The organism is Burkholderia sp. Bp9099 (assembly GCF_003857805.1).
Lineage (GTDB): Bacteria > Pseudomonadota > Gammaproteobacteria > Burkholderiales > Burkholderiaceae > Burkholderia.
Window position 1 is genome coordinate 1 of the sequence record NZ_QTPU01000038.1, and the last position, 14,594, is coordinate 14,594.

At 67.3% G+C, this 14,594-nt stretch carries 15 protein-coding genes and 1 pseudogene; 5 read left to right on the top strand and 11 right to left on the bottom strand.

Going from position 1 to position 14,594, the window contains the following annotated elements; translation table 11 throughout:
• Positions 1-153: pseudogene (locus DIE17_RS38125) on the top strand (virulence factor); the annotation flags it as partial.
• 227 nt (positions 154-380) lie between these two features.
• On the opposite strand, the gene DIE17_RS31975 reads toward DIE17_RS38125, so the two are convergent.
• On the bottom strand, positions 381-1,934 hold the full coding sequence (locus tag DIE17_RS31975; protein ID WP_124668172.1) for a methyl-accepting chemotaxis protein: 1,554 nt from the start codon (positions 1,932-1,934) through the stop codon (positions 381-383).
• 245 nt (positions 1,935-2,179) lie between these two features.
• Here DIE17_RS31975 and panE point away from each other — a divergent pair, with 245 nt between their 5' ends.
• Entirely contained in the window at positions 2,180-3,118 is a 939-nt protein-coding gene (panE, locus tag DIE17_RS31980; protein ID WP_124668171.1) for a 2-dehydropantoate 2-reductase, read from the top strand.
• Positions 3,119-3,530: 412 nt separating this feature from the next.
• Here the strand turns inward: panE and DIE17_RS31985 are convergent, their stop codons facing one another.
• The 6 genes from DIE17_RS31985 to DIE17_RS32010 form a co-directional block, all read right to left on the bottom strand.
• Positions 3,531-4,115 carry an NTP transferase domain-containing protein gene (locus DIE17_RS31985; RefSeq protein ID WP_124523732.1) on the bottom strand — a complete coding sequence of 195 codons (585 nt, stop codon included), beginning with the start codon at positions 4,113-4,115 and terminating at the stop codon, positions 3,531-3,533.
• Between the two features lie 369 nt (positions 4,116-4,484).
• A complete protein-coding gene (locus DIE17_RS31990) occupies positions 4,485-4,880 on the bottom strand; it encodes a type II toxin-antitoxin system VapC family toxin (RefSeq protein WP_044846647.1) in 396 nt (131 codons plus the stop codon).
• Positions 4,877-5,116 carry a type II toxin-antitoxin system Phd/YefM family antitoxin gene (locus DIE17_RS31995; RefSeq protein WP_011659184.1) on the bottom strand — a complete coding sequence of 80 codons (240 nt, stop codon included), beginning with the start codon at positions 5,114-5,116 and terminating at the stop codon, positions 4,877-4,879. The genes DIE17_RS31990 and DIE17_RS31995 overlap by 4 nt, the downstream gene beginning before the upstream one ends.
• A 119-nt stretch (positions 5,117-5,235) precedes the next feature.
• A complete protein-coding gene (locus DIE17_RS32000) occupies positions 5,236-5,919 on the bottom strand; it encodes a Fe2+-dependent dioxygenase (protein ID WP_124668170.1) in 684 nt (227 codons plus the stop codon).
• Positions 5,916-6,671, bottom strand: a complete 756-nt coding sequence (locus tag DIE17_RS32005; protein WP_124489071.1) for a tetratricopeptide repeat protein — start codon at positions 6,669-6,671, stop codon at positions 5,916-5,918. Before DIE17_RS32005 ends, DIE17_RS32000 begins: the two co-directional genes overlap by 4 nt.
• Before the next feature lie 3 nt (positions 6,672-6,674).
• Positions 6,675-8,918, bottom strand: coding sequence for a TonB-dependent siderophore receptor (locus DIE17_RS32010; RefSeq protein ID WP_124668169.1), 2,244 nt, complete (start codon positions 8,916-8,918; stop codon positions 6,675-6,677).
• A gap of 322 nt (positions 8,919-9,240) precedes the next feature.
• On the opposite strand from DIE17_RS32010, the gene DIE17_RS32015 reads away from it, so the two are divergent.
• Both DIE17_RS32015 and DIE17_RS32020 read left to right on the top strand, forming a co-directional pair.
• Complete coding sequence (locus tag DIE17_RS32015; RefSeq protein ID WP_124523734.1) at positions 9,241-9,480, top strand: FitA-like ribbon-helix-helix domain-containing protein; 240 nt, start codon at positions 9,241-9,243, stop codon at positions 9,478-9,480.
• Positions 9,477-9,896 (top strand): type II toxin-antitoxin system VapC family toxin, encoded by a 420-nt coding sequence (locus DIE17_RS32020; RefSeq protein WP_124668168.1) that lies wholly within the window; start codon positions 9,477-9,479, stop codon positions 9,894-9,896. The genes DIE17_RS32015 and DIE17_RS32020 overlap by 4 nt, the downstream gene beginning before the upstream one ends.
• Positions 9,897-10,034: 138 nt before the next feature.
• Here the strand turns inward: DIE17_RS32020 and DIE17_RS32025 are convergent, their stop codons facing one another.
• Positions 10,035-11,330: an aspartate carbamoyltransferase gene (locus tag DIE17_RS32025; protein ID WP_124668167.1), complete on the bottom strand. Its 1,296-nt coding sequence runs from the start codon at positions 11,328-11,330 to the stop codon at positions 10,035-10,037.
• A 232-nt stretch (positions 11,331-11,562) separates the two neighbouring features.
• Between DIE17_RS32025 and DIE17_RS32030 the strand changes: the two genes are divergently transcribed.
• On the top strand, positions 11,563-11,697 hold the full coding sequence (locus DIE17_RS32030) for an entericidin A/B family lipoprotein (protein WP_059449563.1): 135 nt from the start codon (positions 11,563-11,565) through the stop codon (positions 11,695-11,697).
• A 97-nt stretch (positions 11,698-11,794) separates the two neighbouring features.
• Here the strand turns inward: DIE17_RS32030 and DIE17_RS32035 are convergent, their stop codons facing one another.
• From DIE17_RS32035 to DIE17_RS32045, 3 genes are all read right to left on the bottom strand, one after another.
• Positions 11,795-12,343 (bottom strand): permease, encoded by a 549-nt coding sequence (locus DIE17_RS32035; protein ID WP_124668166.1) that lies wholly within the window; start codon positions 12,341-12,343, stop codon positions 11,795-11,797.
• 125 nt (positions 12,344-12,468) lie between these two features.
• Positions 12,469-13,428 (bottom strand): DMT family transporter, encoded by a 960-nt coding sequence (locus DIE17_RS32040; RefSeq protein WP_044846719.1) that lies wholly within the window; start codon positions 13,426-13,428, stop codon positions 12,469-12,471.
• 206 nt (positions 13,429-13,634) lie between these two features.
• Positions 13,635-14,429, bottom strand: a complete 795-nt coding sequence (locus DIE17_RS32045; protein WP_124489066.1) for an AraC family transcriptional regulator — start codon at positions 14,427-14,429, stop codon at positions 13,635-13,637.
• Between the last annotated feature and the right edge of the window lie 165 nt (positions 14,430-14,594).

The window sequence follows — 14,594 nt, forward strand, 5'->3', positions numbered from 1 at the left end:
CCCGTCGCCGTCGTCGTCAGACCACCGTCGAAGCTCACGCCGATCGATCCGGACCAAGACTGGTTCCGCGCACGCGGTGGAAACAACGCGTACCTCCCTTGGTGGGGACGTCGACACGACACCGATTACGGCATACAGGGCTATTCGTGGTGACGTAAGGCAGCGCTGTGGCGTGATTGCTTTGCTTGCGGATTCGCGACGTGTCGGAACGCGATCGACTGGACACATGACCGGTCGACAGTTCCAACGGGTCTGGCTTCGAGATGCCGCCAACCGCGACGCCGAACGGAAGCGGATTCAGCGGTTGGCCGTGTTGAGGTACACGCCACTCCCGCCCTCCGGCGCGACACGCGCGGAAGGGCGGGGCAGGACCCCGGCCGTCAAGCCGGCAACGCGAACCGCGTAACGGCGTCGCGCAGCGCTTCGGCCTGGTCGCGCAGCGAATGCGCGGCCGCCGCGGCTTCCTCGACGAGTGCCGCGTTCTGCTGCGTGACCTGATCCATCTCGCCTACCGCACGGTTGACCTGCTCGATGCCCGCGCTCTGCTCGCGCGATGCATGACTGATCTCGTCGAGGATCTCGTTCACGCGCCGCACCGACTGCACGATCTCGGCCATCGTCTCGCCCGCGTTCGTGACGAGCGTCGCGCCGTGCTCGACGGTTTCGTTCGATGACTCGATGAGCGACTTGATCTCCTTCGCTGCCGTGGCCGAGCGTTGCGCGAGCGAGCGCACCTCGGCCGCGACCACCGCGAAGCCGCGGCCCTGTTCGCCCGCGCGCGCCGCTTCGACGGCCGCGTTCAGCGCGAGGATGTTGGTCTGGAACGCGATTCCGTCGATCACGCCGATGATGTCGCCGATCTTGTGCGAGCGGTCGGTGATCTCGTTCATCGTGCGCACGACATCGTCGACCACCTCGCTGCCGCGCGTCGCGACTTGCGCGGCCTGACCGGCGAGCGTGGCGGCCTGCGCGGCGCTGTCCGCGTTCTGCTTCACGTTCGCGGTCATCTGATCCATGCTCGACGCGGTCTGCACGAGCGCGGCCGCCTGTTCTTCGGTGCGCTGCGACAGGTCGGTGTTGCCCGACGCGATCTCGCTCGCGCCGACGTTGATGTTCTCCGTGCCCATCCGCACGCGCGACACCATGTCGATCAGTCCGCTCTGCATCGTGTGCAGCGCATGCAGCAGGCTGCCGCGGTCGTCATGCTTGACGTTCACGCGTGCGGTCAGGTCGCCCTGCGCGATGCGCCGCGCGGCGTCGAGCGCCACTTCGAGTTCGCCGCCGAGGTTCGCGCGCACGCTTTTCAGCACGAGCACCATCACGGCGGTCGCGATCGCGCCGAGCACGGCCGTCATCGCGAGCCAGCGGCCGACGCTCGCGAGCACGGCCGACCGCACGTCGTCCATGTACATGCCCGTCACGAGATACCAGTCCCACGGCGCGAAGCGCTGCACCGCACTGGTCTTGCCCTGCGGCTTGTCGGCACCCGGCTTCGGCCACAGATACTCGACGAAACCCTTGCCGCCTTCCATGTTGCCGGCCTTCACGATCTCGACGAACAGATGCTTGCCGCTCGGATCCGCGAAATTCGACACGTCCTTGCCGTTGAGCTCGCTCTTGATCGGATGCATCACGATCACCGGCTTCGAATCGTTGATCGAGATGTAGCCGTCGGTGCCGTAGCGCATCGCGGCGATCGCCTCGAGCGCCTTCTGCTTCGCGTCGGCCTCCGGCAATGCATTCTGTTGCGACAGCTTGTAGTAGTGGTCGGCGACGTTCGTCGCTTGCGCGACCAGCGACGCAAGCTGATCGCGGCGGTCCGTGATCATCGACGCGCGCGTCTGCCACGCGCCGATGCCGGCGATCACGAGTAGACCGAGCCACAGAATGACGATCATCGAGGCGAGTTTCTGATTCAGGGAAAGGGTGCGCATGGGTAGTGAGGTCGGTCGGTCGAACAGGCGCGCCGGAACGGCGTGACGGGATAACTCGTTGACGGCATGCAACGAACGTTGCCGTAGGCGGGAAATCCCTTAGAAACGGCAGCGGCCCGATACCGGTGAGCGCGGTGCGGGCATCTATGCATATACATATTCGGCGTCGCTATACTGTCGGGCGATGGCGCGCCGTGCCCGACGGTCGGGCGCACGGCGGCGAACGAACCTGAAAGGAGGCAACGATGCGAATTCTGGTGGTGGGGGCCGGCGCGGTCGGCGGATACTTCGGCGGCCGGCTCGCGGCGGCGGGGCGCGACGTGACGTTCCTGGTGCGCGACGGCCGCGCGGCCGCGCTCGCGCGCGACGGGCTCCTGATTCGCAGCCCGCGCGGCGACCTGACGCTCGCGAACGTGCAGACGGTGCGCGCGAGCGACACGGCCGGGCCGTTCGACCTGGTGCTGCTGAGCTGCAAGGCCTACAGCCTCGACGATGCGATTGCATCGTTCGCGCCATTCGTCGGGCCGTCGACGCTGATCCTGCCGATGCTCAACGGGATGCGCCATCTCGACGTGCTGCGCGAACGGTTCGGTGCCGCGCAGGTGCTCGGCGGCCTGTGCGTGATCGCGGCGACGCTCGATCGCGAACAGCGGGTCGTGCACCTGAACGACACGGCAGGGCTGTCGTTCGGCGAACTCGCCGGCGGCGAATCGGCGCGCGTGCGCGCGGTGGCCGACGAGCTCGGCGGCGCGGGCTTCGATGCGACGCTCAGCGACGACATCGCCGCGCGGATGTGGGACAAGTGGGTGTTCCTCGCGACGCTCGCGGCGAGCACGTCGCTGTTTCGCGGTTCGATCGGCGACATTCTGGCCGCGCCGGACGGCCGCCGCCTGCTCGAGACGATGCTCGACGAATGCAGCGCGATCGCCGCGCACAACGGTTACCGGCCCGATCCCGCCGCGGTCGAGCGGATGCAACGGATGGTGCTGACGCCGTCGCCGCTGACCGCGTCGATGCTGCGCGACGTCGAAAATCGCGCGCGGGTCGAAGCCGATCACGTGATCGGCGACCTGCTCGCGCGCCGCGACCCGCAGGCGGCGGATGCGCTGTCGCTGCTGCGGATCGCGTACAACCACCTCAAGACGTACGAGGTGCGCGTAGCGCGGGAAGGCGCGGCGGCGTAGCCGCGGCAGCGGCCGTGTCGTTTGTCAGGGCGAGTGCCGGAGCAGGCCTGATGGCGCGGGCGGATGCCGGCTAGACAGGATCCTTGCTTGGCGGTCCGTTGGGTTGCTGCGGATTGTCGTGAGGATGCCCCGGTGGCGGCGGTGACAGCGGATCGTCTTCCGGATCGCGGTTCGGGTCGGCCGGGGGCTCGGGCATCGGGGTCGTGTGGTCCATGGGGAACTCGCGCAGGGCGTGACGGCGGTGGCGCGGCGGGCGCGTCTCGTCTCCGTTATAGGCAATCGGGCGGCTGTTTGCCGGAGGATTCTCGCGGCGGCATGCGGATTGCCCGCGACAGGCGAGCCGCTGCAGGTATCGCGCCGGATCGCGCGCAAACAGCGCCACGATGCGGGGTGCGGCCGGCGCGCGCCGCGGTCAGCGCAGATCGGCGGGCGTATCGACGTCGCGCAGGATGCCGGGATCGTCGACCTCGAGCAGGTTCACCGGCGCGCTGGCGAACAGCGCGCGGGCGCCCGTATCGCCGTCCAGCGCGGCGAGCGCCTCGTAGTGGTGCGCGGCAAAGCCGACCGGATGGCCGCGCACGCCGCGGTGCACGGGGGCGACGATCGATGCATCGTCGGCGTCGAGGGCGCGTGTGACCGCTTCGTAGGTGGATGCCGCGATCCACGGCATGTCGCCGAGCGCGACCAGCCAGCCGGGCGCGTCCGGCGAGGTGCGAACACCGGCTGCCAGGCTCGCGCCCATGCCGCGCATCGCGTCGGGCGCATAGACGACCTGGCAGCCGGCGTCGTTCAGCAAAATCGCGAGTTTTTCGGCGCCGGGACGCACGACGGCGATCACCTCGGCCGTGGCCGCCGCCAGATGACGGGCGGCGGCGACCGCAACCGGCGTGCCGTCGGGAAGCCGCGCGAGCAGCTTGCTGTGCAGACCGCTTGGGTCGAAGCGTTGACCGAGACCGCCGGCGAGCAGGACGCCGGTGGCGAGTGACGCATAGGACATCGGCGCGGGGGGAGGGAAGGCAGGTGGCCCGATTGTGCGGGAGCGGGCGGGGATCGGCAAGTGCGGATGTTACCGACGCGGGGGCGTTGTCGTCGGAAAGAATGTCGGCGGGCGCGTTCGTCGAGCATGGTTTCCTCGACGGGGCCGTTTATGGAGTGCGATTCTCGTTACATCACGGTTCAATCGCGGTCGCTGAACGGCTAATGCCGCTAGTCCGACGGGTAATACGTGAAGCGGGTGCGAGGTAAAACCTCGATCGGTCATGGACGGCTTCGCGTGATCGCCGTCATCGGTTCCGTCAGACGAATCGTCTGTCGAGTGGCATGCGGATGTGTCGGTGTTGCGATTCGGCCGACGTGCCCATGACCGTCACCAAAGTGTCTTGACGTGCGCGTATGCACGGATCTTTTCGTCACGGGTGACGAGCGGCGCACCGAGCCGGCGCGCAGTCGCGACGATCATGCGGTCGGCTGGATCCTTGTGAAAAGTGCCGGGCAGCGCGGTGGACCTCGCGGCGATGTCGGCGTCGACCGGCACGAAGCGCATGCCGTCGATTTGCGCGACCGTCGCGAGCCACGCATCGACGTCCATCGTCAATGCGAGGCGCTCGTTGCGCACCAGCATCGCGATTTCCCATGCGGAGATCGCGGACGCAGCGAGTGCGCCCTCGCCGCGCGCGCGATCGATCGCGCTTCGCGCCTTCTTGCTGAGCGACGGATCGCCCGCCACCCACCACACCAATGCATGCGTATCCAGCACGATCACCGCGACGCCTCCCAGTCATCTTCCGCAATCGGATCGAGAGGATTGTCGTAGCGCATGACCGAGCCGCGCAATATGTCCAACGGCTGAGCCTCGCGCGCGTGATACGGCCGGATTTCGAGCGTTGGCTTGCCATGGTCGGTGACGATCAGGCTTTCGCCCGACGCCTCGACGAGCCGGAAGTATTCGAGTGCGCGAGCCTTGAATTCGGATTTCGATACGGGAGCGTGCGGCATCATGATATGAGCATGGTCATTTGACGATGGTCATTTTAGACATGCATCGTGAACCGATGCAAGCGATGGAGCGCCGGCTCCGGCGACGTACTTCACGGCGGACGTCGCGTGATCAGCCCATGCTACGCATCCGCCCATTTCCTCAACAGGTTGTGATAAATCCCCGTCAGGGAAATGACCATCGGATCCTTCGCGCCTTTTTCCGCGGAAAGCGCCTGAATCTGCGTATCGAGCTGAAACAGCAGCGTGCGGTCGCCATCGTCGCGCACCATGCTCTGGATCCAGAAGAACGACGCGACGCGCTCGCCGCGCGTGACCGGCGTGACGTGATGCAGGCTCGACGCCGGATACAGCACGAGATCGCCGGCCGGCAGCTTCGCGCGATGCACGCCGTACGTATCTTCGACGCACAGCTCGCCGCCGTCGTACGCGTCCGGTTCCTCGAGAAACAGCGTCGCCGACAGATCGCTGCGCACGCGGAAATCCGTGCCGCGCAGCAGCCGGATCGCGTTGTCGACATGCGTGCCGAACATCTCGCCGCCTTCATAGCGATTGAACAGCGGCGGAAACACCTTCAGCGGCAGCGCCGCCGAAAAGAACAGCGCATGCCGGGCCAGCGCATCCTGGATCGCATCGCCGGCCGCGCGCGCGACCGGCGAACCTTCCTGCAACTGCCGGTTGCGTTTCGCGAGCGCCGACTGCGCGCCGGATGTCGCGTTGCCGTCGACCCAGTCGGCGGCATCGAGCATCTCGCGGCATCGCGCGACCTGTGCCTTGGTCAACACGCCGGGGATATGAAGCATCATGATTCGGATTCCATGCCGTGAGACGGCAACTGCATCGCCGCCGCGCGCAACGCATCGAGCGGCGACGACGCGAGATAGGCGCGCATCTTCGCGACGAACGCGGGGGTAGCGGTGGCCGGCACGCGCGCGAGCCAGACGAGGGCTTCGTCGACGCGCCCGCGCTCGGCGAGCAGTCGCGCATGGTTGAACTGGCCGCGAAAGTCGCCGGCCTCGGCGGCGCGCCGATAGTGGTCGAACGCGGCGTCGGCATCGGCGGTCACTACCCAGCCGTCCTCGTAGAAGCCGCCGATCAGGTTGATCGATTTCGCATGGCCGAGCGCGGCCGCGCGGCGAAACCAGTCGAGCGCGGCGGCGCGATCCTCGTCGATGCCGTTGCCGAGCGCGAGCGCCGTCGCGTAGTTGTACATGCCCCAGTCGAGCCCGGCCTGCGCGGCGAGCCGATACCAGTACACGGCCACCGGCGCGCATGCCGCCGTCCCCCAGCCGAACTCGTAACAGCGGCCGAGCATGTTCATCGCCATCGGGTGACCGGCCCGCGCCGCGTGCCGGAACCAGCCGCATGCGGCGGCCGGATCGCGCGCGACGCCGTGCCCGTCGAGCAGGTACTGGCCGTAGACGGCCTGCGCGTCGACGATCCCGTTATCGGCGGCCGCCGCGACCCACGCGGCGGCGCGCTCGGGCGGCCCGGCCAGAATGTCGGCGAACGCGCGCGGCGACACTGACGCGAGCGCCTTCAGCGAGACGGTTTCCATCGATCAGTAGCGTGCGTTCAGCGTGACGAACGCCGAGCGGCCCGGCGCGATCGACGCATAGTGCGCCGGATACGCCTGATCGAAGTACGTGCGGTTGAACAAGTTGTTCACGTTCAGCTGCAGGTCGAGCTTCTTGTTGATCCGGTATTGCGCCATCGCGTCGAAGCGCCAGTACGACGGCACCGCACGCAGGTTCGCGGGATCGCCGAACACTTCCGACATGTAGAACGCGCCGCCGCCGACAGTGAACTTCGGCGTCACGTCGTAGTTCGACCACATCGTCAGGCTGTGCTTCGGCGTATTCGGGAAGCGGTTGCCGTCGTTCGCTGCATCCTTGCCGTTGTCGCGCAGCTCGCTCTTCATGTACGTATAGCCGCCGAACACCTGCCACTGCTTCGTGATCTGCCCGGCGACGCCGAGTTCGAGACCCTGCACGCGCTTGTTGCCGACCATCGCGTACTGGTTGTTCGGCAGCGTCACGCGCGCATTCGTCGTGTCGATCTGGAACAGCGCGGCGGTCAGCGACAGCTTGTCGTTCAGCACGTTCCACTTGGTGCCGAGTTCGATGCTGCGGTTCTTCTCGGGGGCCATTTGATCGGCGTTCGGGCCGACGCCGCCGCGGCCCGGCGTGAGCGACTGCGTTTCGCTGCCTTCGCCGAGCAGCATGCCGGCCGGCGTCGACGACGTCGCATACGACGCGTAGATGCTGCCGTTCCGCGCGGGCTTGAACACGAGGCCGGCCTGCCAGTTGAAGAGCGTGTCGTCGCGCGTATAGGTCTTGCTGCCGTTGGCCTTGGTGTCGGTGAAGCGGGTCGAGTAATCGTCGACGCGCACGCCGGCGTTCACCTGCCAGCGCGGCGTGAGCTCGATCGTGTCGAAGCCGTAGATCGACTTGGTCGTGGTGCGTGCATGCGCATAGTCGTTGTTGCGCGTGACGGAGCCGGCCCACGGATCGTTCGGATCAGGCGACCACAGGCTCGTGCAGTTGTAGCCGGACGGCGCGCCGATGCCCTTCTGGCAGATCGTTCCCTTGTCGGTCGCGACCGTGTACGAATCGCGCTTGCCCCATTCGCGCGTCAGCTCGATGCCGGTCGTGAAGCTGTGCTTGAACGGGCCGGTGCGGAATTCGCCGAACAGTTCGGTCAGGTTCGCGAGGCTGTTGATCGAGCTGTCGCGGTTGTTGTTGCGGCGCCAGACACGGCCGTTGACCACGTTGCCCTGGCTGTCGTCGGGCTGCGTCCAGATGTAGTCCTGCGTCGATTCCGTGTAGCGCGTGGTGTTGCGCACCGTCAGATTCGACGTGATGTCGTGCTCGATCTTGATCGTGCTGATGTCCGAGGTGGTCTTGCGGAAGTCGCGGTCGATCAGGCCGTAGAAGTTGTGGCGGTCGACCGGCGCCGGATAGATCGTGTCGACGTTCGCGGGCTTGTTCGACGTCGTGTAGAAGTACGGAATGCCGCCGTCGGGCATGTCGTCGGTCGACAGGTGGTAGTAGCTCGCGGTCACGCGCGTCGGCGTGCCGAGGCCGAACGCGATCGACGGCGCGACGCCCCAGCGCTCGTTGTTGACGGCGTCGCGGCCGGCGACGTCGTTGTTGTGGCTCATCAGGTTCAGGCGGAACGCGGCGTGATCGGCGAACTGCCAGTTGCCGTCGGCGGTGAAGCGGCGGTAGCGGTCGGTGCCGAGGCCCGCGCTCGCGGCGGCCGTCGTGCCGAGGTGCGGCGCCTTCGTGATCAGGTTGATGCTGCCGCCCGCGCCGCCGCGGCCGCCGTACGCGCCGTCGGAGCCCTTGGTGATCTCGACGTGTTCCGTGTTGAAGATCTCGCGCGTGGTCGCGCCCGTGTCGCGCATCCCGTCGACGAACATGCTGCCCTGCGTGTCGTAGCCGCGGATGAACGGGCGGTCGCCGAGCGGGTTGCCGCCTTCGCCGGCGCCGAACGTGATGCCGGGCACGGTGCGCAGCGCTTCGGTCAGCGTCGCCGCGCCGCTGTTCCGGATCAGTTCCTGCGGGATCACGGTCACCGACTTCGGCGTGTCGACGAGCGGCGCGGTGAATTTCGCGGATGCGGAAAAGTCGGCCTTGTAGCTGTGCTCGGCCTTGCCCTGGACCTCGATCGGCGCGAGATGGCCTTCGGTGCTGACCGGGGCGGATGGCGGCGTGCCGTCGGCGAACGCCGGGCTCGCGGCGAGTACGCTGCACAGGGTGGTGAATTTGCCGAGCTTCTGCTCGTCAGGACGGGACTTCATGGTGCGCTTCGACCTCGCAGTATGGCCCCGGGAACGACGCGCTACGGAAATGTGCATGCCGCCCGGAATTATTACGATTTGTTTTCAGGCGGCATTCTATGTAATTTCTTTTTAAATGAGAAGCGTTCGTGTTCGCATTTGCGAGGAGAATGTTGACGAATGTGGCGGAGGGCTGCCGAGCGCGTAGGGGCCGCGGCGATGGCCGAATGGCCGAGTGGGAAAGGCGTGTCGGGCGATTTACAGTGATCGGGTCTTCACTCGTCCAAAATGACAGCAAGGTGATAATATGACTGCATTGAAAGCAAATGTAGTGAGGCGCATCATGCCTGTGATCACTGTTAGAAACCTGCCCGACGAGGTGCATCGCGCGCTTCGAATCCGTGCTGCACAACATGGCCGCAGTACCGAGGCCGAGGTGCGCGATATCCTCGAGCAGGCCGTTCGGCCCGGCGGACGTCCCAGGCTGGGAACGCTGCTGGCGGAGATCGGGAGAGAGGCCGGCGGCATCGATTTCGAGGTTCAGCGCGATCAATCGCCAACCGATCCGATGAGCTTCGAATGATTCTGGTCGATACCAACGTCATTTCGGAGCCGCTGCGACGCGAACCGAGCGCGGCCGTGATCGAATGGCTCGACGCGCAAAACGTCGAGACGCTGTTTCTTGCCGCGATCAGTCTGGCCGAGATGCGATTCGGCGTGGCCGCGTTGCCGGAGGGGCGCAGGCGAGACTGGCTGCACCAAAACATCGAGCAACGCGTCGTGCCGTTGTTTCGCGGGCGGATTCTGCCGTTCGACGATGCGGCCAGTGACGCATATGCGAGCCTACGCGCGAAGGCGCGCGCCCTGGGGCACACGATGGCGCCTGCCGATGGCTTCATCGCTGCAACCGCCGCAGCCAACGGGTTGATCGTGGCCACGCGCGACGTCGCACCGTTCGAAGCAGCGGGCCTGCGCGTGATCGATCCGTGGGCTCGCTAACTTCCGGCCGGTCGCCTCGATATCACCCGCGCCGAAAATGAAAACGCGCCGTGCAAGGCGGCGCGTCGTGCGTTGCTTCGGCGCGCGGCGCTCGATCTTCAGCAATCTCGAGTCTGGCCGCGCGACACTGGATGCGGGTCAATCGATTCCGTGAAACACCGCATCCTCCGGCCCGAGGTACGCCGGCGGGCGCCACGTCGCATCGCGCATCGAATGCTGGACGAGATTCTCGACGCCGAGCAGCACCGCGAAGATCGCCATCCGCACCGGAATGCCGTTGTCGGTCTGCCGGAAGATCGCGAGTCGCGGATCGCGGTTCAAGTCGACCGACAGGTCGTTCGCGCCGGGCCGGCTGTCGCGCGGCAGCGGGTGCATGATCAGCGTGTCGGGCTTGCAGACGGAGTCGACGAGCGCCTGGTTGATCTGGAAATCCGGCGTATAGCCCTCGAACGACTCGTCGGTGAAGCGCTCCTTCTGGATCCGCGTCGCATAGACGACGTCCGCGCCGCGCAGCCCGCCCGCGAGGTCGTTCGTCTGCTCGATCACGTGGCCGTTCGTCGCAATCTGGTCGATGATGTACGCGGGCATTTCGAGCGTCGGCGGCGACACGAGCGTGAACTTCAGCCCGCGGTACAGCGCGAGCAGCTTGACGAGCGAATGCACGGTACGGCCGTATTTCAGGTCGCCGACGAGCGCGATATGCGCGCCGTCGACGATCTTGCCGAGCCGCGAGAACTCGCGCTGGATCGTATAGAGATCGAGGAGTGCCTGGCTCGGGTGCTCGCCCGGGCCGTCGCCGCCGTTGATCACCGGCAGGTTGGTCGCGCGCGCGAATTCGGCAACCGAGCCTTTCTCCGGGTGGCGGATCACGAGTGCGTCGACGTAGCCGGCCATCACGCGGCTCGTGTCGTAGATCGATTCGCCCTTGGCCATCGACGAGAACGTGAAGCCGGTCGTGTCGCACACCGAGCCGCCGAGCCGGCAGAAGGCCGCGCCGAACGACACGCGCGTGCGCGTGCTGGCTTCGAAGAACAGGTTGCCGAGCACCGCGCCCTCGAGCACGCGCGAGATCTTGTGGCGGCGCGCGATCGGCTGCATCACGTCGGCGACGCGGAACAGCGCCTCGACCGAGTCGCGCGAGAACTGGTCCACCGAGATCAGCTGCGGCTTGCCTTCGAACAGGAATTGCTTTGCGAGCTCCTGTTTGTCTACGCTTTGCGTATAGTCTGCGCCGTCCGGCGCCGAGCGCTCGACGATTTCCGACACGAAGCGTTCGACGATCTCGGGCATCCCGCGCGATTCCTGCGAGTCGTCGGGCAACAGCCACGTGTCCAGCGCGCGGCGGCTTACGCCAATGCGGTTCGCGAACGCTTCGCGGGTCATGTTGAGGCGGCGCATCGCGTCGCGCAGGAAGGCTTGCTGGGGAACGGTCATCGGGGGCACCTGATGAAAAATATACGCGGTGCGTATATTAGTTCGCGCGCCGACGAAGTCAAGGAAAATCTGTGCGACCGGCCGTGTCGTGCGCGGGCACTGGCGCGGTCGCCACTGGCGCACGGCGGCCGTCTCCGTATAATCAGGTCAGGCCCCGTGTCCTGCACGCCGCAGGGCACCACGCCGCATACGATTCGCCCGGTCGGGCATGTTGACTCGAAGGAGAATGAGCATGACGCGTACGATTGCTGCAGTGCTGCTGGTGGTGACCGCCGCGCTCGCCGGTTGCAATACCGTTGCAGGCATGGGGCAGGACATTTCGAAGGGTGGCCAGGCAATCAGCGATACGGCTGAGAAGGCCAAATAAGCTGCCGGGTTCCGGAATGCAGAAGGCGCCGGGCCGTCCCGCGATTGCGGGGCGGCCCGGCGCCTTTTTCACGGTGCGAGGTGCGTGGTGTGCGGTATCAGGCGGTTTCCACGAACGCGTAACGGCCCTCGACCTTGCGCGGCGTGAACCAGCCGAAGTCGGGGAACAGCCGGTTGCGGACGAACCAGACGTAGCCGACCAGGATGACCGTCACCCCGAGGGTCGGCAGCGCGGTCGACGGATCGCGGCCGAGATCGGCGATGGTCTTCGGTACCTGCAGCAGCGACAGAATGATGAACGCGTGATATGCGCCGACGCGATGGGTCGCGAAGCCCCAGATGAACAGCAGCGACAGCGGCACCGTCAGTGCGAGGAACAGCGCCGCGGCGCCGACGCTGAGTGTGTCCACCAGGATGAGATAGGCGAGTGCGACGCTGATCACCAACTGCGCGATGCCGAGCCCGATCAGGACCCGCGTATGCACCTTGTTCTTCCTGCACAGCTCGGGGTCGGGGCGCGACGCGATCAGGCGCGCGAGCACGCGATCCTTGAGGCCCTGTCCGGCCAGCTCGGCCAGCACGTCGGCTTTCCTCGCACCCGCGGACAGCAGCGCCGCGATTCTTGTCTTGGCTTCCTTCTTGTTCATGATGATGCGAATTATTGTTCGGTGGTTGTCAAATGGCCCGGCCACGCGAATATTGCATCTTGTGCGACGGTGCGCAACGATTTTGCCGCGGGCGGACACATTCCTACAGTCGCCGCGCACGCGGATCAATCGGTAGCAGTCGACGTGGATGCCGCTGGGCGCGCTGGCGACCTCGACCGTGAGTCCGTTGCGCGTGCCGGCGGCTCGCGCCGCCGCGTCGCGCCCACCAGCATTCCCGCGACGACGAGCGCGATGCCGAGGAGCCGCGTGCCGCCCAGGGTCTCGCCGAACAGCGCGACCGCGAACAGCACGGCCGAGACCGGCGCAACCGCCGTGAACAGCGCGGCTTCGGTGCCGCTCGTGCGCGCCGAACCCGCATACCAGCACAGATAGCCGAGCACGGTCGGCACCAGCGCGTAGTACACGATCGCCGACACCGCGCCGATATTCCAGTTCGTCGCCAGCGCGTGCCATTCGAACGCGGCCGGCACCAGTGCGAGCACGAAGCCGAGGCCCGACATCGCCGTCGACAGCGTGAGCGGCGGCAACGGCGCCGACAGCCGCCGGTTGAGCAGGATGAACACGGCCTCGCATGCGACGGCGGCCAGCACCAGCGCGTCGCCGGCGAGCGTCCGGAGCGACGGCATGGCCTGGCCGGGCGCGAACGTGACCAACACCACGCCGGCGGTGGCGAGCGCGGCCGCGCTCCAGTCGCGCCGCGTCTGCCGCTCGCGCAGCACCACCGCCGCGATCAGCGTCGACATCGCCGGCAGCGTGCCGAGCATCACGCCCGCATCGACCGGCGACGACAGCTTCGTGCCGCTGATCAGCAGCACCGTATAGCCGACCCCGCCCGCCGCAGCCTGCACGACCAGCAGCACGGCGTCGCGTGCGGAGAGCCGCGGCCATCGCAGCCGCTGCGCCCGCATCAGCGCGAACAGCAACGGGGTTGCGATCAGGAAGCGCAGCGCGGTGGCGGCGAACGGCGGCAGGCCGCCGGCCGCGAGGCGGCTCGCGATGACGGTGCTGCCGACGCCCGCCATCGCGGCGGCGAGATAGAGATAGCCGATCAGTCGTGTTTTCATGTGCCGCATAGTCGCGTGCGGCGGCGCGGGCGTCTTGAACGAAATTGCAGCGGCGCCGGCGAGCGGAGCGGGTGAACGGAAGGGTATTGCGCTCGGTGTCCCCGGATGACCGGTGGCGCCGCCATCAAGCGCCATCGTTGGTGCTGAACGGCGGCGATCGGCGACGTCGCGCCACGGCGGCGGCCGTGCCGGGACCGCGACGTCAGTCAGCCGGCCTGCGTGAATCGGCCCGGCGTGATCCCGAACTGGCGTGCGAACGCGCGCGTGAGGTGGCTCTGGTCGGCAAAACCGGCTTCGGCCGCGGCATCCGCGATCGGCCGGCCGCTCGCGAGCAGTGCCCGCGCCAGCCGTGTGCGCGACTGCACCAGATACGCGTGCGGCGTGATGCCGAGTTCGCGCGCGAACCCGCGCAGCAACTGGAAGCGGCTCACGCCGCTCAGGCCGGCGAGTTCGGCCAGCGAGACGGGTGCGGCGGGCGCCGCATCGAGCCGCTCGCGGGCCACGCGGATCGCCGGCGCGACGCCGGCGGCCGGCAGCGCCCGGTTCGAATGCCGCGCAAGCAGCCCGGCGACCAGTGTCACGAGCGCCTCGTCGCGGGCGAGCGGCACGGTATCTCCTGCGACGATTCGAGCATGCAACCGGCCGAACGCGGCCGCGAGCCGCGCGTCGCGCACGGCCGGATGCGCGAGCTCGACGCCGCCGACGCCTTCTTCCGCCGCGACGCCCGCGACCAGCGCCGGCGCGAGGTACAGCATCCGCCAGCGCCGGGCCGTGCCCGTCCCGATCGGCATGCCGTCGTGCATTTCGCCCGGATTGACCATGATCGCGTCGCCGGCCAGCGCATCGACCTGCCCGCGGCCGCTCCAGGACCGGTGCGCGCCGCTGACGATCACGCCGACCCCGAATTCGTCGTGCGCGTGCCGCGGAAACGTGCGGTCGGACTCGAGGCTGATCGCCTCGATGCCTTCATCGGTCCGTCGGTAGTGGGTGACACGGTGCATGGGGGCTCCTCGCGCCGGCAGCGGCGCGGATCACGTGCACTGTAGCGCGTTCCGGCGGCGCGCGCCCTTCATCCTTTTGGCCGATACCGTGCGGCGCGTGCAGCCCGCACCATGTGCACATGAGCAGCGTACACGGCCCGCCGGGCCTGAAGCTGCGCGGGAGAC